Raw genomic sequence first — 16781 nt, 5'->3', positions numbered from 1 at the left:
CTTTGGCTATTTTGTTAGCGATCCCTGGTCGTTATCTGTCCTGGCTGCCCGGTCTGAGGTAGCTAAGCCGCAGGCCAGATAGTTTGTAACAATATGTGTATGAGTCTGCCGAGGCAACAAAAACTCTTAGCTTGCTTGCTAAGTAGATGGACGGCTTGGGATTTATTGCCCGCCAGTTCGCGGAATAAACCCGCAGGAACGAGCTCGCGATGAGCCGGGTTCGGCCTGCATCAAATCCGCGCTGGCTGCCGCATAATGGCCCGCCCTGGTCGGACGAAGCCGGGAGGGAAATCGATTGTCGGGAGGCGAAGTCTTGCTGGGTGGATCTTGGGTGCGAGGGGGGCTTCCTGTCGTTTTGGCAATGGCCCTGGCCGGATGCGGTCGGGGCGACTCGCTGGAAAGTTTTGGCGGCCCGACCATGGGCAGCACCTACTCGATCAAGTACGTGAGGCGGGCAGGCTTGGCTGCGCCGAGTGAGGTGCAGGCCCAGGTCGAGCGGATACTTGCGCAGATCGACCGGCAGATGTCGACCTATCGCAGCGACTCGGACATCGAACGCTTCAACGATCTGCCGGCCAATAGCTGCCAGGCGATGCCGGCGGCGGTCCTGCGCTTGATCGAGATTGGCCAGCGGCTGTCGCGGGACAGCCAGGGCGCCTTCGATCTGACGGTCGAGCCGTTGCTCAACCTCTGGGGCTTCGGTCCGCAGGGGCGCGGTGAGGCGGTGCCGAGCGATACGGCGCTGGCGCAGGTGCGGCAGCGAGTCGGCTATACCCATCTGCGTATCGAGGGCGACCAGCTGTGCAAGGACGCCGCGGTCGCGGTGGATTTCAACAGCATCGCCGCCGGTCATGCGGTGGACCGGATTGCCGCCAGACTCGCGGAAATGGGCATCGACAGTTACCTGGTCGAAGCCACCGGCGAACTCAAGGCGGTCGGCAGGAAACCCGACGGTTCGGCGTGGCGCATTGCCCTGGAGGAGCCGCGGGACGATCGACAGCTGGCCGAGCGGGTCATCGCCGTCGATGGTTATGGGGTTTCGACTTCCGGCGACTACCGCAATTATTTCCAGCGCGACGGACAGCGTTATTCCCACACCTTCGACGCCCGCACCGGCAGGCCTGTCGAGCATGGGCTGGCTTCGGTCACGGTGATTCATCCCGCGGCCGTGATGGCCGATGGTCTGTCGACCCTGCTGCTGATCCTCGGCCCCGAACGCGGTTGGGATTACGCGGAAAAACACGATATCGCCGCATTTTTTGTGATCCGCGCCGATACAGGCTTCGTCACACGCAGCAACCGCGCGTTTGATCGCCTGTTTGCCGGATAAAAGCAGTAATCTTGCGCGGTGCCGCGGCGCGATGTCGCAGGCAAAAGTAGCCGGCGACGCGACCAAGGGTTAATGTGCGCGGCGTTGACGCTTCTATAGACTGTGCCCGGGTTCGTAACCGAGCCAAATTGATCCTTCATGCCGCTGGCCGCGGCATGATTTAGCCGCAGGTGCCACACGGGTGCCGCGGCCTGTTCTGAGGAGTACGCATGGCTGTCTACAACTACGACGTAGTGGTGCTGGGTTCAGGCCCCGCTGGAGAAGGTGCGGCGATGAACGCCGCGAAAGCAGGGCGCAAGGTAGCGATGGTCGATAGCCGTCGCCAGGTCGGCGGTAACTGCACCCACCTGGGCACCATCCCGTCCAAGGCCTTGCGTCACTCGGTCCGGCAGATCATGCAGTTCAACACCAACCCGATGTTCCGGGCCATTGGCGAGCCACGCTGGTTCTCGTTCCCCGACGTACTGAAAAGCGCCGAGAAGGTCATCTCCAAGCAGGTCGCCTCGCGCACCGGCTACTACGCGCGTAACCGGGTCGACGTGTTCTTCGGCACCGGCAGCTTCGCCGACGAGCAGACCATCGAAGTGGTCTGCGCCAACGGCGTGGTCGAGAAGCTGGTGGCCAAGCACATCATCATCGCCACCGGCTCGCGTCCATATCGCCCGGCCGATATCGATTTCCACCACCCGCGCATCTACGATAGCGACACCATCCTCAGCCTCGGCCACACGCCGCGCAAACTCATCGTTTACGGCGCTGGCGTGATCGGTTGTGAATACGCCTCGATCTTCAGTGGCCTGGGGGTACTGGTCGAGCTGGTGGACAACCGCGGCCAGTTGCTGAGCTTCCTGGATTCCGAGATCTCCCAGGCGCTGAGCTACCACTTCAGCAACAACAACATCACCGTGCGCCACAACGAGGAGTACGACCGCGTCGAAGGCCTCGACAATGGCGTGATCCTGCACCTCAAGTCGGGCAAGAAGATCAAGGCCGACGCCTTGCTCTGGTGCAATGGCCGGACTGGCAATACCGACCGGCTGGGCATGGAAAACATCGGGGTCAAGGTCAACAGCCGTGGCCAGATCGAGGTGGACGAGAACTACCGCACCTGCGTGCCGAACATCTACGGCGCCGGCGATGTGATCGGCTGGCCGAGCCTGGCCAGTGCGGCCCATGACCAGGGTCGTTCGGCCGCCGGCAGCATCGTCGACAACGGCAGCTGGCGCTTCGTCAACGACGTGCCGACCGGGATCTACACCATTCCGGAGATCAGTTCGATCGGCAAGAACGAGCAGGAACTGACCCAGGCCAAGGTGCCGTACGAAGTGGGCAAGGCCTTCTTCAAGAGCATGGCCCGCGCGCAGATCGCCGGTGAGCCGCAAGGCATGCTGAAGATCCTGTTCCACCGCGAAACCCTGGAAGTCCTGGGCGTGCACTGCTTCGGCTACCAGGCTTCGGAGATCGTGCACATCGGCCAGGCGATCATGAACCAGCCGGGCGAACTCAATACCCTGAAGTACTTCGTCAACACCACGTTCAATTACCCGACCATGGCCGAAGCCTATCGGGTAGCCGCTTACGACGGCCTCAACCGGCTTTTTTGAGCGACTCCGGCCGGTGGCCTGAGCCGGCCGGGGAGACCGATTTCAGTAACTCTCGAGCGTGGCGCTGGCCAAACCGGGAAAGTCTGTAATCAGGCTGTCTACGCCGAAGTCGGCGAGCCTGCGCATCAGCGCAGGCTCGTTGACTGTCCATACCGACACATGCAAGCCCTGGCGCTGCGCCCGTTGCAGCCGCTCCGGGGTGCAGAGTGTCCAGTTCAACGCCAGAATCTCGCAGCCGTAGCTTTGCGCGACCTTCAACGGGTCGAGCCAGGCGTATTCGGCGACCAGTCCGCGGGACAGATCCGGGGTCAATTCGACAGCCGCCTTGAGCACTTCCCGTGAGCTGGAGGTGACGGTGACCTTGTCCAGCAAGCCGAAACGCTGCGCCATCTCGCGAATCGCCAGCACCGTGGTGGCGGCACGGGTGCGCGAGGCGCTCTTGACCTCCAGCTGCCAGTGCTCGAAGTCGCATTTTTCGAACAGTTCTTCCAGACGCGGGATCGGGCAGGGCGTGACCCACCCCGGGCCGCCCTTGCGAGCGTCATAGGACACCAGTTCTTCGGCGCTGTGTTCGACCACCTTGCCGCGGCGGTCGGTGGTGCGCTTGAGGGTCGGGTCGTGGATCACCATCAGCTCGCCGTCCATGGACAGGTGCAGGTCCAGTTCGCAGCGGCGCACGCCATGCTTGAGGCACTGCTGGAAGCTGGTCAGGGTGTTTTCCGGTGCTTCGCCTTTAGCGCCGCGGTGGCCATAAATCAGGGTCACGATTGCTCCTTCACGGAAATTTTTCCATTAGATGGTCAGTGCTGCGCGGTGGGGCCGCAGGTCAATCGGCTGCCGGGTCGTTCTGCTCTCGGGCCTGGCGACGTTCCTGGGCTTGCTTCTGCAGGATATAGCGCGCCAGCAACTGGCGTTGGGCGTCGGTCAATGATTCGAACTCGGTACCGATTTCGAACGTGCCGAAACTGCGGGTTTCGCAATGGGTGACCTTGGCCCGCAACAACAGGCCCAAGGCCTGGGGCATCAGCAGCAGCTTGACCGCCAGGTGGGTGCCGGCCGGGTAGGACAGGTGATGTTCGAATTCGATGCCGCCCTCGGAGAGAATCACCCGCTGCGGCTCGCCGAACTTGCCGAGCACAGTCTGCGCCACCACCTGGCTGAGCAGGTCGATGCGCTTGTTCATGGACTTGAGGTAGTTGGCCAGGGTCCGGTCGCGCTCGCTGACCTGGCGCAGCAGGTGCTGCGATTCGAATTCGCTCAGATGCAGCTCGCTGAGCAGGTTGAACAGCGGCGACGCATCCTGCAACACTTCCTTGCTCGCCGCTTCGTGGGCGGACAAGGGGCTAATTTCCAGTGCGATCGTGTCCTCGATACGGTAGTATTCGCGGCGATCTTCTTCATCTAATGTCGACATGGCGAACCCATGGTAGCGGCGGTGGTCTGAGTGTAAAGCTGCTTACCAGGACCCGCCACAAGGACGTCTTCTTTTCCTCCGAACAAGCCCCGACATGTTCAGACCTCTCTTCGTATTTATTGGCACGCGTTATACCCGTGCAAAGCGCCGCAATCATTTCGTGTCATTCATTTCCCTGACCTCGATGATCGGACTCGCCCTTGGCGTGGTCGTGATGATCGTCGTGCTGTCGGTGATGAACGGCTTCGACCATGAGATGCGCACCCGCGTGCTGGGCATGGTGCCCCATGCGACCATCGAATCCGGTGAGCCGATCAGCGACTGGCAAGGCCTGGCCGACAAGGTCAAGCAGAACCCCAAGGTGCTGGCGGTTGCGCCGTTCACCCAGATGCAGGGGTTGCTGACCAATAACGGCCAGGTGCAGAAAGTCCTGCTCAACGCCATCGATCCGGCCAAGGAACGCCAGGTTTCGATCATCGATAACTTCATGAAGCAGGGCAAGCTGGACGACCTGGCCCCCGGCAGCTTCGGCATCGTGATCGGCGACAAGGCGGCGACCAAGCTGGGGGTTGGCCTGGGCGACAAGCTGACCTTCGTCGCGCCCGAGGTCACGGTGACCCCGGCCGGGATGTTTCCGCGCATGAAGCGTTTTACCGTGGTCGGCATCTTCCATGTCGGCGCCGGCGAGCTGGACGGCTATCTGGGCCTGACCAACCTCGACGACCTGGGCCGCCTGCACCGCTGGAAACCGGACCAGGTGCAGGGCCTGCGCCTGAAGTTCGACGACCTGTTCCAGGCGCCACGCACCGCCTGGGAAATTGCCGAGCAACAGGGCGAGAACCAGTACTACGCCCGTGACTGGACCCGTACCCACGGCAACCTGTACCAGGCCATCCGCATGGAAAAAGCCATGATCGGCCTGCTGTTGCTGCTGATCGTCGCCGTGGCCGCCTTCAACATCATTTCCACCCTGGTGATGGTGGTGAACGACAAGAAGGGCGATATCGCGATCCTCCGTACCCTGGGCGCGACGCCGGCCAGCATCATGGCGACCTTCATGGTCCAGGGCACGGTGATCGGCGTGATCGGTACCTTGATCGGCGCCGTGGTCGGGATGTTCGCGGCGTTGAACGTGAGCGCGGCGATCTCCGCCCTCGAAGGCCTGATCGGGCACAAATTCCTCAATGCCGACGTGTACTTCATCGACTACCTGCCGTCGCAACTGATGGCCGAGGATGTGTTGATGGTCTGCGGCGCGGCACTGGTCCTGAGTTTCCTCGCCACCCTGTATCCAGCCTGGCGTGCCGCGCGCACCCAGCCGGCGGAGGCGCTACGTTATGAGTGAGTTGGGCATGAGTGAAAAAGCAATTCTGAGCTGCCGCGACCTGGGCAAGTCCTACGAGGAAGGTCCGGAATCGGTGGTGGTGTTGTCCGGCCTGCAACTGGAGTTGCACCCGGGCGAGCGCGTGGCGATCGTCGGTACCTCAGGTTCAGGCAAAAGTACTTTGCTCAACCTGCTGGGCGGCCTCGACACGCCGACCAAGGGCAGCGTCTGGCTCGACGGCGAAGAGCTTTCGGCGCTGAGCGAAAAGGGCCGCGGCCTGCTGCGTAACCGCTCGCTCGGCTTCGTCTACCAGTTCCACCACTTGCTGCCGGAATTCACCGCCCTGGAAAACGTCTGCATGCCGCTGCTGATCGGCAAGACCGCGATCCCGGAAGCCCGTCAGCGGGCCACCGCCTTGCTGGAGCGGGTCGGGCTGGCCCATCGCCTGGAGCATAAGCCGGCCGAACTGTCCGGTGGCGAACGTCAGCGCGTGGCCATCGCCCGTGCCCTGGTCAACAAGCCAGGGCTGGTGATGCTCGACGAGCCGACCGGCAACCTCGACTCCCACACCGCGCAGGGCATCCAGGACTTGATGCTGGAACTCAGCACCTCGATGCGTACCGCGTTCCTGGTGGTGACCCACGACATGAACCTGGCTCGCCAGATGGACCGCGTCCTGCACCTGCAGGAAGGTTTCCTGACGCCCATCTGATTGGTCGCAACCCGGGGCCTGAAACAGGCGCCGGGTCTTTAATTTCCATACGGTGCCCCAGCGAATGTTCAGACCGTTATCGATCTTTATCGGCACGCGCTATACCCGCGCCAAGCGCCGCAATCGCTTTGTTTCCTTCATCTCCATGACCTCGATGATCGGTCTCGCCCTGGGCGTGCTGGCGATGATCGTGGTGCTGTCGGTGATGAACGGTTTCCAGCGCGAAATGAGCTCGCGCATCCTCGGCATGGTGCCCCATGCCACCATCGTCGGCGTCAAGCCGATCGACGACTGGCTGCCGGTGGCCGCCGCGGCGATGAAAAATCCCGAGGTGACGGCCGCGGTGCCGTTCACCGAGATGGAAGGCATGCTCTCCTACAAGGGCTCGATGCAGCCGATCCAGATCAGCGGCATCGACCCGGCCCAGGAAGGCAAGGTCTCCATCGTTGCCCAGCACATCGTGCAGGGCCGCCTGGATGCCTTGAAACCGGGCGAGTTCGGGGTGGTGATCGGTGAGATCACGGCACGGCGCTTCCGCCTGAATGTCGGCGACAAGCTGACCCTGATCGTGCCGGAAATCAGCTCCGCGCCGGGCGGCATCACCCCGCGCATGCAGCGTTTGAACGTGGTCGGGGTGTTCAAGGTCGGGGCCGAGCTCGACGGTTCCATGGGCTTGATCCATGTGGCGGATGCCGCCGAGATGCAGCACTGGCAGCCGAACCAGGTGCAGAGTGTGCGCCTGGCGGTCAAGGACCTGTACGCCGCGCCCAAGGTTTCCAGCGACATCGCGGTCAGCCTGGGCGCTGGCTTCAAGGCCGATGACTGGACCCACACCCAGGGCAGCCTGTTCAGCGCGATGAAGATGGAAAAGACCATGATCGGCCTGTTGCTGCTGATGATCGTGGCCGTGGCCGCGTTCAACATCATCGCCACGCTGATCATGGTGGTGAACGACAAAGGTGCGGACATCGCGATCCTGCGTACCATCGGCGCCACGCCACGGCAGATCATGGCGATCTTCATGGTCCAGGGCACGGTGATCGGTATCGTCGGCACCTTGATCGGTGGCGTACTGGGCGTGATCGCCGCGCTGAATGTCAGCGCGCTGGTGGGTTGGCTGGAGCGAATCAGTGGCCAGCACATCTTCAGTTCCGACGTGTACTTCGTCAGCAACCTGCCTTCCGAGCTGCAGGGCGGCGACGTCGCCCTGATCTGTACTGCGGGTTTCGTCCTGAGCTTCCTGGCGACCCTGTATCCAGCCTGGCGCGCGGCGAAGGTCGAGCCGGCGACGGCGTTGCGTTACTCGTAAGGCCCAAGCCCGCTATCGCGAGCAAGCTCACTCCTCCGGGGAGCTTGCTCGCAACCCCTCCGCTAGTCCTGCCTCGGCAACTCAATCACGAAGCTCGTCCGGCCCTGCACCGATTCGCAATGAATCTGCCCGCCATGGGCACGGATGATCGATTGGGTGATGGCCAGCCCCAAGCCTGCATGTTCACTGCTGCCTTCATGGCGCGCCGGGTCGGCGCGGTAGAAGCGGTCGAACAGCCGTGGCAAGCGTTCGGGCGCAATGCCTTCGCCGGTGTTTTCTACCCGCAGGTATGATCCCTTGGCCGTCTCGCCAAGCCGCACTCGCACTTCGCCGCCAGCCGGGGTGAAGCGCAGGGCGTTGTCCAGCAGGTTGGAAAGGGCGCGGCGCAACATGCTGCGGTCGCCCTGGATCTTCGCACTGCCTTCGCGCCCCAGGGCGATGCCGGCGTCTTCGGCCAGCGGCGTATAGAACTCCAGCAGCATGTCGGTTTCCTCACCCAGCTCCAGGGCTTCGCGTTTCGGCGTCAGCAGGCCGTGATCGGCCTTGGCCAGGTAGAGCATGTCGTTGACCAGTTGGGCCATCCATTGCAGTTCTTCGAGGTTGCTGTGCAGGGCTTCGCGATAGTCTTCCAGCGCCCGTGGGCGGGTGAGGGTGACCTGGGTGTGGGTCAGCAGGTTCGACAGCGGGGTGCGCAGTTCATGGGCGATGTCCGCCGAGAACGCGGAGAGGCGCTGGAAGGAGTCGTCCAGGCGTCCGAGCATGGCATTGAAGGCATGGGCCAGTTCGGCGAGTTCGCCGGGCATCTGCTGCTCTGGCAGGCGCTGGGTCAGGGAGCTGGCGGACACGCCCGCGGCGACTTCGCTCATCCGCCGCAGCGGACGCAAGCCGCTGCGCGCGGCCCAGGCCCCGAGCAGCGCGGTGGCCAGGGCAGAGAGGCCGACGGTCAGCCAGATCAGGTGCTGCATACGCTGCAGAAAGTGCTGGTGGTGGGTGATGTCGAGCATCAGGGTCAGCTCTGGTGAGCCGGCCTGGCCTGGCTCCAGGGCCGCACTGTAGACACGGTAGGCGGTGCCGTCATGTTGCAGGCTGTGCAGTCCGCTCGGCTGGGCCGAAGTGGCCGGCAAAACCTTGGCGCTGTCGAACCAGACGGCGCTATCCGCCCCTGTGACCCGCAGCGTCAGGTCCGGTTGATGGCTGAGTTCATCCTGCAGCTGTGCCTTGCGTTCGGCAAAGCGTTGCGGAGTGTCGGCGCCCTGCAGCGCACTGCGCATGGCGATGAGCTTGCCTTCCAGCAGTTGCTGGTCGAGCTCGATGAAGTGCGCCTCGCTGGCGCGGCTGAACAGCACCCCGGCGAGCAACGAAACTACCGCGGTGCAGCCGGCGAACAACAAGGCCAGGCGGCCGCTCAGGGACAAGCGGCGCATCAGGCCTGGCGCTCTTCGAGCACGTAGCCCATGCCACGCACGGTATGGATCAGTTTGTTCGGGTAATCGTCATCGATCTTCAGGCGCAAGCGGCGGATCGCCACCTCGATGACGTTGGTGTCGCTGTCGAAGTTCATGTCCCAGACCTGGGAGGCGATCAGCGTCTTGGGCAGCACCTCGCCCTGGCGCCGCAGGAGCATTTCCAGCAACGAGAATTCCTTGGCGGTGAGGTCGATGCGCTGGCCGTTGCGTTCGACCCGTCGGCGAATCAGGTCCAGGCGCAGGTCCGCCAGTTGCAGGGTGGTTTCCTGGGGGGTGGAGCTGCCGCGGCGCAGCAGGCTGCGGACCCGGGCTAGCAGTTCGGAGAAGGCGAAAGGCTTGACCAGGTAATCGTCGGCGCCCAGCTCCAGGCCGTGAACCCGGTCTTCCACCGCATCGCGCGCGGTCAGGAACAGCACCGGGATCTCCAGCCCGGCGCCGCGCACGGCTTGCAGGATCTGCCAGCCATCGCGGCCCGGCAGCATTACGTCGAGAATCAACAGGGAATAGTCGCCGGTCAACGCCAGGTGTTGCCCCGTGGTGCCATCGGCCACCAGCTCGGCGTTGAAGCCTGCCTCGCTCAGGCCTTGGCGCAGGTAGTGGCCGGTTTTCGGTTGGTCTTCGACGATCAGCAGTTTCATGGGCGGCTCATGGCAAATGGAACGCGGGCTTTATACCCTGGGTGACGGCCGCAGGGCACAAGCTGACAAAGTTGTAATCTAGCAGTCAGATGGCTGGCAGCGGCACGGCCTTAGAGTTTCACACAAGCTGAACCTCATCTTGTTGGAGTGCGATTATGTTTTTGCCCAAGGGTGTTTTACCTCGTTCATTGGCGTTGGCCGCGTGTCTGCTGGCGTTGAATGTGCCGGCCTGGGCGTCGCCGGCGCAGACCTACGATTTCGGTCAGGCGGCCTCGGCGGCCAAGGCGACACGTACGGTGGAACTGGTCATGGGCGACATGTCGTTCAACCCCAAGGCCCTGGATATCAAGGCCGGCGAGACCGTGCGTTTCGTCTTGATCAACAAGGGCCAGTTGCTGCACGAGTTCAATCTCGGCAATGCGGCCATGCATGCCGAGCACCAACAGGAAATGCTGAAGATGCAGCAGAGCGGCATGCTCACGCCCACCGCGATGAAGAATATGCCCGCCGGGGCCATGGATCACGCGGCCATGGGCCATGGCGTGATGCCCGGCATGAAGCACGACGACCCGAACAGCGTGCTGGTGGAGCCAGGCAAGACCGCTGAGCTGACCTGGACCTTCAGCAAGGCCGGCAGCCTGGAGTTCGCCTGCAATATCCCGGGGCACTATCAGGCAGGCATGGTCGGCAAGCTGACGGTCAGCCAGTAAGCGCCTGGGGCTCAAAGGCGGAGGCAAAGACTGATAGAATCGCCTGATTCTTCAGTCAGGTTTCCGCCATGCATCCCGCAGCCGAACATTCGCCGCTGGGCAAGTCCAGTGAATATGTCTCCACCTACACGCCATCCTTGCTGTTCCCGATCCCGCGGGCGGCAAAATGGGCCGAGCTGGGCCTGAGCGCCGACACCCTGCCTTATAAAGGCGTGGACTTCTGGAACTGCTTCGAGCTGTCCTGGCTGTTGCCCTCCGGCAAGCCGGTGGTGGCCATCGCCGAGTTCAGCATTCCGGCGGACTCACCGAACATCATCGAGTCGAAGTCGTTCAAGCTGTACCTCAACTCGCTGAACCAGACCCCATTCGCGGATCGCCAGAGCCTGGAAGAAACCTTGCGTGCCGACCTCTCTGCGGCGGCCGGCAAGCCGGTGGGCGTGCGCATCCGCAGCCTGGGCGAAGTGGAGGCGGAAGGTGTGGTGGCCTTGCCGGGCACCTGCATCGATGAGCTGGATATCAGCGTCAGTAGCTATGAACACCCGCGTCCGGAGCTGCTGCAGTGCGACAGGTCGCGGATCGTCGAGGAGAGCGTGCACAGCCATCTGCTCAAATCCAATTGCCCGGTCACCAGCCAGCCGGACTGGGGCAGTGTGGTGGTGGAGTACCGTGGCCCGGCGCTGGACCACGCCAGCCTGCTGGCCTATCTGGTGAGCTTCCGCCAGCACTCGGACTTCCATGAGCAATGCGTGGAGCGGATCTTCCTCGACCTGCAGCGTTTGCTGCAGCCGGAGAAGCTGACGGTGTACGCGCGTTATGTGCGTCGTGGTGGCCTGGACATCAACCCGTATCGCAGCACCGAAACCGCGAGTTTCGCCAACTTCCGGCTGGTTCGCCAGTAATGAAAAGCCCCGCTCTGGTAGCGGGGCTTTTTTTGTCTGTAAGGGGTTAAATCCCCATGTTGCCGAGAGTTTGCACGATGTTGCGCAAGGTGCCGGCAATGGCGGGGTGCTCAAGCTCGAAGCGTTCGACGGCGAGGTTGACCCCGTCGGCCAGGCTGGTGTCCTGGGTGGCGTTTTCCAGTTTGAGCTCGAGCTCGATCTGTTGCATCAATTCCTGCAGATTGGCGCGTTCTGCTTCCGAAAGCGGTGGGTTCTGCTCCAATTGCTCGCGCAGGGTATTGAGCTGTTCTTGCAGTTCGCGGGCAGGCATGGCGTTCTCCCTTCATTGATAGGCTCAGCCATGGACCGCGCCGATTCGCTAAAGGTCCATGTCTGAGCCTTAGCGTAATCCACTCGCGGGCAATGTGCATGATCTTGATCAAGTCAGGGTTTTTCACCTTTCTGGCGACGCTGGCCGATGTCGGCCAGGCAGGTTGGCAGCTCGCCCAGATGGTCGATCACCGAGTGCACGCCGAGGCTGAATAGATGCAGGGTGGCCTTGCCACGCTTGAGCTCGCGCTCCTGTTGGCTCAGTGCCTGCCATTGCGTCGGGCTCATGCCGCAGAGCGAACCGCAGGACGCCAGGCCGATGGTCCACAGGCCGGCGTTGAGGCCCGATTGCAGCAGGCGCGGTTCGCCGCTGACCAGCACGCAGCCGTCCAGGCGGCTGACATTCAGGGCCATCAGCGCCTGCCAGCAGGCATCGGGAGCTGGCCAGCGGGAGCCGGTGTTGGGGCAAGGGGTGAGCCAGTCGGGTAGTGAGCTTGCCAGGTGCTGGCTGAGGGTGGCGGGCAACTCGTCGAGCCAGGCGCAAGGCACGCCTTGATGTTGCAGGCTGTGCAGAATGTCCAGGGCGCCGTGAGTGGCGTGGGCCTGTTCCAGGACCGGGTGGTCGGCGCTGTGCAGGCGCATCCGCGCGCCGAAATCCACCAGGCAACCGCTGAGGCCAAAGAGCACGGCGGTCAAGGTGGGGGCGGATACAGGCAAGGCTTCGGCGTGAGGCATCGTGACGTCCCTGAAATACCTTGCAAGAGTATCGACGACAGATGACCGTTGGATGACATCCCTGTGAACAGGCCATGCAAACGAGGGGAGAGGGCGAAGCACTGCACCAGTGCTGCATAAATGGATATATCCGACTTATACTAGCGCTTACCGCCAGGGCATAGCGCCCGCGACAGTACAATCCAAGGAGTTTCTGCTATGCGCTGGAGCAATCGTCTCGCTCAGCTTATGTGTGCCGGCATGCTGCTGGTGCCGGTTTTGGCCCACGCTGCGGAAGACGATCCGTGGGAAAGCATCAACCGTCCGATCTTCACGTTCAACGACACCATCGACACCTATGCGCTGAAACCTCTGGCGCAAGGTTATCAGGCAGTAACGCCGCAGTTTCTCGAAGACGGCATTCACAACTTCTTCCGTAACATCGGTGATGTCGGCAACCTGGCCAACGATATCCTGCAAGCCAAGCCCCATGCCGCTGCCGTCGACACCGCGCGGCTGTTGATGAACACCACCATCGGTGTGGCGGGTTTCTTCGATGTGAGCACCAAGATGGGCTTGCAGCGTAACGATGAAGACTTCGGCCAGACCCTGGGCTACTGGGGCGTCGGCAGCGGTCCTTATGTGATGCTGCCATTCTTCGGGCCGAGCACCCTTCGCGATGCGCCGGCCAAGTATGTGGACAGCTTCACCGAACCTTACCGTTATGTGAATGACGTGCCAGTGCGCAACAGCGCGTTTGCCCTGGACCTTGTCGACACCCGCGCCAGCCTGCTGTCGAGCGAGAAGCTGATCAGTGGCGACAAGTACACCTTCATTCGCAATGCGTACCTGCAGAACCGCGAATTCAAGGTCAAGGACGGCAAGGTCGAAGACGATTTTTAAGCGACCTGTCCATGAAAAAGGCGGCCCTTGGGGCCGCCTTTTTTGTTGATCTTAGAATCAGTCCATCTTCAGGATTGTAAGGCCAAGTTTCTGGCCGTTGCCTTCCAGCTCGGTGACCCAGACCACCTCGGTGTCCGCTTCCAGTCCCCTGAGGGCGGCGTGCTCGGAATCGATACGCACGCTGAGCTGGTCGCCGACCTTGAATGAGCGTGGTGCCCGGACCTGCATGCCACTGCTGGAAAGGTCGATGCAGACAGCCTCAATCACCTGGCCCTGGTGGATCAGCGTGACCTCTGCATCCACCCGCATGCGGATGTAATCGCGCTTTTCACTGTAGTCACGATCGTTTGGGCTCATAGGCTCCAACCTGCGTTTAAGTTGCGGATTTGCCTGTTCTTATAACTCCCGGTGATTTGAGGTGTAAAGACGTCCAGCGACCATCGGCATGAGCTTGAAACGCCCCGCGGATGGGAGTACCGTCTGCGCCTTAGAAGGGCACCTCTGATGGTCGAGCGTGCAGGGCTATGGGCCCTGACTCCATTTCCAGAGTGGCTAGAAAGCGAATCCAGTAGTGTGTGTCCAGGCCTCGTGCCCAGCCACCTACGCCAACCTAATTCTGGCGCCGTTTGCCCACATGCCAAAAACCAGTGCCACGCTGCTGATAATCGATGACGACGAAGTAGTGCGCGCGAGCCTCGCGGCCTATTTGGAAGACAGTGGCTTCAGCGTCCTGCAGGCCAGTAACGGTCAGCAGGGACTTCAGGTGTTCGAGCAGGAAAAGCCCGACTTGGTGATCTGCGATCTGCGCATGCCGCAGATGGGCGGCCTCGAACTTATCCGTCAGGTAACCGACATCGAACCGCAAACCCCGGTCATCGTGGTTTCCGGTGCCGGTGTGATGAACGATGCCGTCGAGGCCTTGCGCCTGGGCGCGGCGGACTACCTGATCAAGCCGCTGGAAGACCTCGCGGTGCTGGAGCACTCGGTGCGCCGGGCCCTGGATCGCGCGCGCCTGCTGCTGGAAAACCAGCGCTACCGGGAGAAGCTGGAAGCCGCCAACCGCGAGCTCGAAGCCAGCCTGAGCCTACTGCAGGAAGATCAGAACGCCGGGCGCCAGGTGCAGATGAACATGCTGCCGGTGAGCCCATGGACCATCGATGAGTTCAAGTTCGCGCACCAGATCATTCCGTCTTTGTACCTGTCCGGCGATTTCGTCGACTACTTTCGTGTCGACGAGCGCCGCGTAGCCTTTTACCTGGCGGATGTTTCCGGGCATGGCGCGTCTTCGGCCTTTGTCACGGTGCTGCTCAAGTTCATGACCACGCGCTTGCTGTTCGAGTCCAAGCGCAACGGCACTTTGCCGGAATTCAAGCCGTCGGAAGTCCTGGGCCATATCAACCGTGGCCTGATCAGCTGTAAGCTGGGCAAACACGTGACAATGGTCGGTGGCGTCATCGACGAGGAGACGGGCTTGTTGACCTATAGCATTGGCGGACACCTGCCATTGCCTGTGTTGTACACGCCAGACAGTGTGCGTTACCTGGAAGGGCGGGGTCTGCCGGTAGGCTTGTTCAATGAAGCCACCTATGAAGACCACATTCTGGAACTGCCTCCGAGCTTCAGCTTGACGCTGATGTCTGATGGCATTCTGGACCTTTTGCCGGAACCCACACTCAAAGAGAAAGAGGCCGCCTTACCCGATCGGGTGAGAACGGCCGGCGGCAGCCTGGATGGTCTGCGGCAGGTTTTTGGATTGGCCACGCTAGGGGAGATGCCGGATGATATCGCCCTGTTGGTGTTGAGCAGGAATCTTTAATGAGTACCGGTAGAATCCAGTTCGCCGAGCAGGACGGCACCTTTGTCCTGAAGTTTATCGGTGAAGTGCGCCTGACCCTGTGTTCGGCGCTGGATGCGACTATTGAGCGGATCTTCACGGCGCTGAACTTCTCGGCGATCGTGATCGACCTGACCGAAACCCGCAGCATCGACAGCACCACCCTGGGCCTGCTGGCCAAGCTGTCGATCCTGTCGCGGCAGAAGGTCGGCCTGTTGCCGACCGTCGTCACCACCCACGAAGACATCACCCGACTGCTGCAGTCCATGGGCTTCGATCAGGTGTTCAACATCGTTGACCGTCCGATCCCATGCCCGGAATGCCTGACCGACCTGCCATCCCAGGACCAGTCGGAAGAGGTGGTGCGGCTCAAGGTGCTGGAGGCGCACAAGATCCTCATGGGCTTGAACGACTCCAACCGCGAGGCTTTCCACGATCTGGTGAATGCCCTGGAACGCAACTGATCCCATAAAGCGGCAGCACATAAAAAAGGGCGAACCCGTGAGGGTCCGCCCTTTTTGCGTTGGCGCTCGCTCGATCAGAGCTTGGCGGCCAGCAGTGCCTCGAGTTTTTCCTGGTCGCGGGCGAACTGACGGATGCCTTCGGCCAGTTTTTCGGTGGCCATGGCGTCTTCATTGGAGGCCCAGCGGAACTGTGCTTCGTTCAGGCTCTGGCGGGCTTCGCCAGCGTGGCCTGGTGCCAGTTTGCGCTCCAGCTTGCCAGTGTCGGCGGCCAGTTTCTCGATCAGGTCCGGGCTGATGGTCAGACGGTCGCAGCCGGCCAGTTGCTCGATCTGGTTCAGGTTGCGGAAGCTGGCACCCATGACCACGGTCTTGTAGTCATTGGCCTTGTAGTAGTTGTAGATGCGGGTCACCGACTGCACGCCCGGATCGTCGGCGCCGGTGTAGTCGTTGCCGCTGGCCTTCTTGTACCAGTCGTAGATGCGGCCCACGAACGGCGAGATCAGGAACACTCCGGCCTCGGCGCAGGCGATCGCCTGGGCGAAGGAGAACAGCAGGGTGAGGTTGGTCTGGATGCCTTCGCGTTCCAGCTGCTCGGCGGCGCGGATACCTTCCCAGGTGGAGGCGATCTTGATCAGTACACGGTCACGGCCGATGCCGGCCTTGTCGTACAGCTCGATCAGGCGATGGGCGCGCTTGAGCATGGCATCGGTGTCGAACGACAGGCGGGCATCCACTTCGGTGGAAATGCGGCCGGGGATCACTTTCAGGATTTCTTTGCCCACTGCGACGCCAAAACGGTCGCTGGCCAGGCCGATATCGCCCTTGACGTCACTGACGCTGGCGTTCAGCAGCTCGGCGTAACCCGGAATGGCCGCGGCCTTGAGCAACAGGGAAGGATTGGTGGTGGCGTCTACCGGTTTGACCCGGGCGATAGCGTCGAAGTCGCCGGTGTCGGCAACCACGGTGGTGAATTGCTTGAGTTGTTCCAGCTTGGAAGTCATGATAGTGCTCTGTCCTGTGGGTCTGTTGACATTACCCGAGCGCTGACAGCCGCTCAAGGGCGCGAATGCGTAACCGGATGCCTAAACGAGCCCCAAGGGCAACAACCTGAAAAACAGGTGTTTGAATGCTGGGGCGCTATCCGTTTACTA

The 16781-nt window shown here is 62.0% G+C and carries 18 protein-coding genes; 10 read left to right on the top strand and 8 right to left on the bottom strand.

What is annotated here, in order from left to right:
* Positions 1 to 361: 361 nt before the first annotated feature.
* Positions 362 to 1330, top strand: coding sequence for an FAD:protein FMN transferase (locus CRO75_RS24910; protein WP_097138887.1), 969 nt, complete (start codon positions 362 to 364; stop codon positions 1328 to 1330).
* A gap of 209 nt (positions 1331 to 1539) precedes the next feature.
* Positions 1540 to 2934 (top strand): Si-specific NAD(P)(+) transhydrogenase, encoded by a 1395-nt coding sequence (gene sthA / locus CRO75_RS24905; protein WP_007926939.1) that lies wholly within the window; start codon positions 1540 to 1542, stop codon positions 2932 to 2934.
* A gap of 42 nt (positions 2935 to 2976) precedes the next feature.
* Here sthA and CRO75_RS24900 read toward each other — a convergent pair whose 3' ends face one another.
* Together CRO75_RS24900 and CRO75_RS24895 are read right to left on the bottom strand one after the other, a co-directional pair.
* Entirely contained in the window at positions 2977 to 3699 is a 723-nt protein-coding gene (locus CRO75_RS24900; protein ID WP_007926940.1) for a glycerophosphodiester phosphodiesterase, read from the bottom strand.
* Positions 3700 to 3760: 61 nt separating this feature from the next.
* A complete protein-coding gene (locus CRO75_RS24895) occupies positions 3761 to 4348 on the bottom strand; it encodes a PilZ domain-containing protein (protein ID WP_007926941.1) in 588 nt (195 codons plus the stop codon).
* A gap of 94 nt (positions 4349 to 4442) precedes the next feature.
* Between CRO75_RS24895 and CRO75_RS24890 the strand changes: the two genes are divergently transcribed.
* The 3 genes from CRO75_RS24890 to CRO75_RS24880 all read left to right on the top strand — a co-directional run bounded on the left by CRO75_RS24890 (position 4443) and on the right by CRO75_RS24880 (position 7693).
* On the top strand, positions 4443 to 5693 hold the full coding sequence (locus tag CRO75_RS24890) for a lipoprotein-releasing ABC transporter permease subunit (RefSeq protein ID WP_097138886.1): 1251 nt from the start codon (positions 4443 to 4445) through the stop codon (positions 5691 to 5693).
* Positions 5694 to 5700: 7 nt separating this feature from the next.
* The gene (gene lolD, locus CRO75_RS24885) at positions 5701 to 6384 is read left to right on the top strand and encodes a lipoprotein-releasing ABC transporter ATP-binding protein LolD (RefSeq protein WP_164485326.1); all 684 of its coding nucleotides are present in this window, start codon (positions 5701 to 5703) and stop codon (positions 6382 to 6384) included.
* Positions 6385 to 6448: 64 nt separating this feature from the next.
* The gene (locus CRO75_RS24880; RefSeq protein WP_097138884.1) at positions 6449 to 7693 is read left to right on the top strand and encodes a lipoprotein-releasing ABC transporter permease subunit; all 1245 of its coding nucleotides are present in this window, start codon (positions 6449 to 6451) and stop codon (positions 7691 to 7693) included.
* A gap of 62 nt (positions 7694 to 7755) precedes the next feature.
* Here the strand turns inward: CRO75_RS24880 and CRO75_RS24875 are convergent, their stop codons facing one another.
* Positions 7756 to 9117 (bottom strand): heavy metal sensor histidine kinase, encoded by a 1362-nt coding sequence (locus CRO75_RS24875; RefSeq protein ID WP_097138882.1) that lies wholly within the window; start codon positions 9115 to 9117, stop codon positions 7756 to 7758.
* Positions 9117 to 9797, bottom strand: a complete 681-nt coding sequence (locus tag CRO75_RS24870; protein ID WP_007926961.1) for a heavy metal response regulator transcription factor — start codon at positions 9795 to 9797, stop codon at positions 9117 to 9119. Before CRO75_RS24870 ends, CRO75_RS24875 begins: the two co-directional genes overlap by 1 nt.
* A 155-nt stretch (positions 9798 to 9952) precedes the next feature.
* Between CRO75_RS24870 and CRO75_RS24865 the strand changes: the two genes are divergently transcribed.
* A complete protein-coding gene (locus tag CRO75_RS24865) occupies positions 9953 to 10507 on the top strand; it encodes a cupredoxin family protein (RefSeq protein WP_097138880.1) in 555 nt (184 codons plus the stop codon).
* Positions 10508 to 10575: 68 nt separating this feature from the next.
* Positions 10576 to 11406 (top strand): NADPH-dependent 7-cyano-7-deazaguanine reductase QueF, encoded by an 831-nt coding sequence (gene queF, locus CRO75_RS24860; protein ID WP_053278166.1) that lies wholly within the window; start codon positions 10576 to 10578, stop codon positions 11404 to 11406.
* A 46-nt stretch (positions 11407 to 11452) separates the two neighbouring features.
* Here the strand turns inward: queF and CRO75_RS24855 are convergent, their stop codons facing one another.
* Both CRO75_RS24855 and CRO75_RS24850 read right to left on the bottom strand, forming a co-directional pair.
* Entirely contained in the window at positions 11453 to 11716 is a 264-nt protein-coding gene (locus CRO75_RS24855; protein ID WP_007926964.1) for a DUF4404 family protein, read from the bottom strand.
* Between the two features lie 113 nt (positions 11717 to 11829).
* On the bottom strand, positions 11830 to 12450 hold the full coding sequence (locus tag CRO75_RS24850) for a phosphatase (protein ID WP_085530308.1): 621 nt from the start codon (positions 12448 to 12450) through the stop codon (positions 11830 to 11832).
* A 198-nt stretch (positions 12451 to 12648) separates the two neighbouring features.
* Between CRO75_RS24850 and CRO75_RS24845 the strand changes: the two genes are divergently transcribed.
* Positions 12649 to 13332, top strand: coding sequence for a VacJ family lipoprotein (locus tag CRO75_RS24845; RefSeq protein WP_062823091.1), 684 nt, complete (start codon positions 12649 to 12651; stop codon positions 13330 to 13332).
* Between the two features lie 57 nt (positions 13333 to 13389).
* Here CRO75_RS24845 and CRO75_RS24840 read toward each other — a convergent pair whose 3' ends face one another.
* Positions 13390 to 13689 (bottom strand): PilZ domain-containing protein, encoded by a 300-nt coding sequence (locus tag CRO75_RS24840; protein ID WP_097138878.1) that lies wholly within the window; start codon positions 13687 to 13689, stop codon positions 13390 to 13392.
* A 277-nt stretch (positions 13690 to 13966) separates the two neighbouring features.
* On the opposite strand from CRO75_RS24840, the gene rssB reads away from it, so the two are divergent.
* Positions 13967 to 15148: a two-component system response regulator RssB gene (gene rssB, locus CRO75_RS24835; RefSeq protein ID WP_062823089.1), complete on the top strand. Its 1182-nt coding sequence runs from the start codon at positions 13967 to 13969 to the stop codon at positions 15146 to 15148.
* A complete protein-coding gene (gene rssC, locus CRO75_RS24830; protein ID WP_007926970.1) occupies positions 15148 to 15630 on the top strand; it encodes an anti-sigma factor antagonist RssC in 483 nt (160 codons plus the stop codon). The genes rssB and rssC overlap by 1 nt, the downstream gene beginning before the upstream one ends.
* Positions 15631 to 15704: 74 nt before the next feature.
* Here rssC and tal read toward each other — a convergent pair whose 3' ends face one another.
* Positions 15705 to 16631, bottom strand: coding sequence for a transaldolase (gene tal / locus CRO75_RS24825; RefSeq protein WP_025804199.1), 927 nt, complete (start codon positions 16629 to 16631; stop codon positions 15705 to 15707).
* Positions 16632 to 16781 lie beyond the last annotated feature (150 nt).

Source organism: Pseudomonas sp. LAMO17WK12:I10, assembly GCF_900215185.1.
Classification (GTDB): Bacteria; Pseudomonadota; Gammaproteobacteria; order Pseudomonadales; family Pseudomonadaceae; genus Aquipseudomonas; species Aquipseudomonas chlororaphis.
This window is presented reverse-complemented; position numbering and strand designations above follow the sequence as displayed.

Excerpts from the sequence above, each read along its gene's own strand:
- CRO75_RS24910 (WP_097138887.1), top strand. The coding sequence starts at position 362 with ATGGCCCTGGCCGGATGCGGTCGGGGCGACTCGCTGGAAAGTTTTGGC.
- sthA (WP_007926939.1), top strand. The coding sequence starts at position 1,540 with ATGGCTGTCTACAACTACGACGTAGTGGTGCTGGGTTCAGGCCCCGCT.
- CRO75_RS24895 (WP_007926941.1), bottom strand. The coding sequence starts at position 4,348 with ATGTCGACATTAGATGAAGAAGATCGCCGCGAATACTACCGTATCGAG.
- CRO75_RS24890 (WP_097138886.1), top strand. The coding sequence starts at position 4,443 with ATGTTCAGACCTCTCTTCGTATTTATTGGCACGCGTTATACCCGTGCA.
- lolD (WP_164485326.1), top strand. The coding sequence starts at position 5,701 with ATGAGTGAAAAAGCAATTCTGAGCTGCCGCGACCTGGGCAAGTCCTAC.
- CRO75_RS24880 (WP_097138884.1), top strand. The coding sequence starts at position 6,449 with ATGTTCAGACCGTTATCGATCTTTATCGGCACGCGCTATACCCGCGCC.
- CRO75_RS24875 (WP_097138882.1), bottom strand. The coding sequence starts at position 9,117 with ATGCGCCGCTTGTCCCTGAGCGGCCGCCTGGCCTTGTTGTTCGCCGGC.
- CRO75_RS24870 (WP_007926961.1), bottom strand. The coding sequence starts at position 9,797 with ATGAAACTGCTGATCGTCGAAGACCAACCGAAAACCGGCCACTACCTG.
- CRO75_RS24865 (WP_097138880.1), top strand. The coding sequence starts at position 9,953 with ATGTTTTTGCCCAAGGGTGTTTTACCTCGTTCATTGGCGTTGGCCGCG.
- queF (WP_053278166.1), top strand. The coding sequence starts at position 10,576 with ATGCATCCCGCAGCCGAACATTCGCCGCTGGGCAAGTCCAGTGAATAT.
- CRO75_RS24855 (WP_007926964.1), bottom strand. The coding sequence starts at position 11,716 with ATGCCTGCCCGCGAACTGCAAGAACAGCTCAATACCCTGCGCGAGCAA.
- CRO75_RS24850 (WP_085530308.1), bottom strand. The coding sequence starts at position 12,450 with ATGCCTCACGCCGAAGCCTTGCCTGTATCCGCCCCCACCTTGACCGCC.
- CRO75_RS24845 (WP_062823091.1), top strand. The coding sequence starts at position 12,649 with ATGCGCTGGAGCAATCGTCTCGCTCAGCTTATGTGTGCCGGCATGCTG.
- CRO75_RS24840 (WP_097138878.1), bottom strand. The coding sequence starts at position 13,689 with ATGAGCCCAAACGATCGTGACTACAGTGAAAAGCGCGATTACATCCGC.
- rssB (WP_062823089.1), top strand. The coding sequence starts at position 13,967 with ATGCCAAAAACCAGTGCCACGCTGCTGATAATCGATGACGACGAAGTA.
- rssC (WP_007926970.1), top strand. The coding sequence starts at position 15,148 with ATGAGTACCGGTAGAATCCAGTTCGCCGAGCAGGACGGCACCTTTGTC.
- tal (WP_025804199.1), bottom strand. The coding sequence starts at position 16,631 with ATGACTTCCAAGCTGGAACAACTCAAGCAATTCACCACCGTGGTTGCC.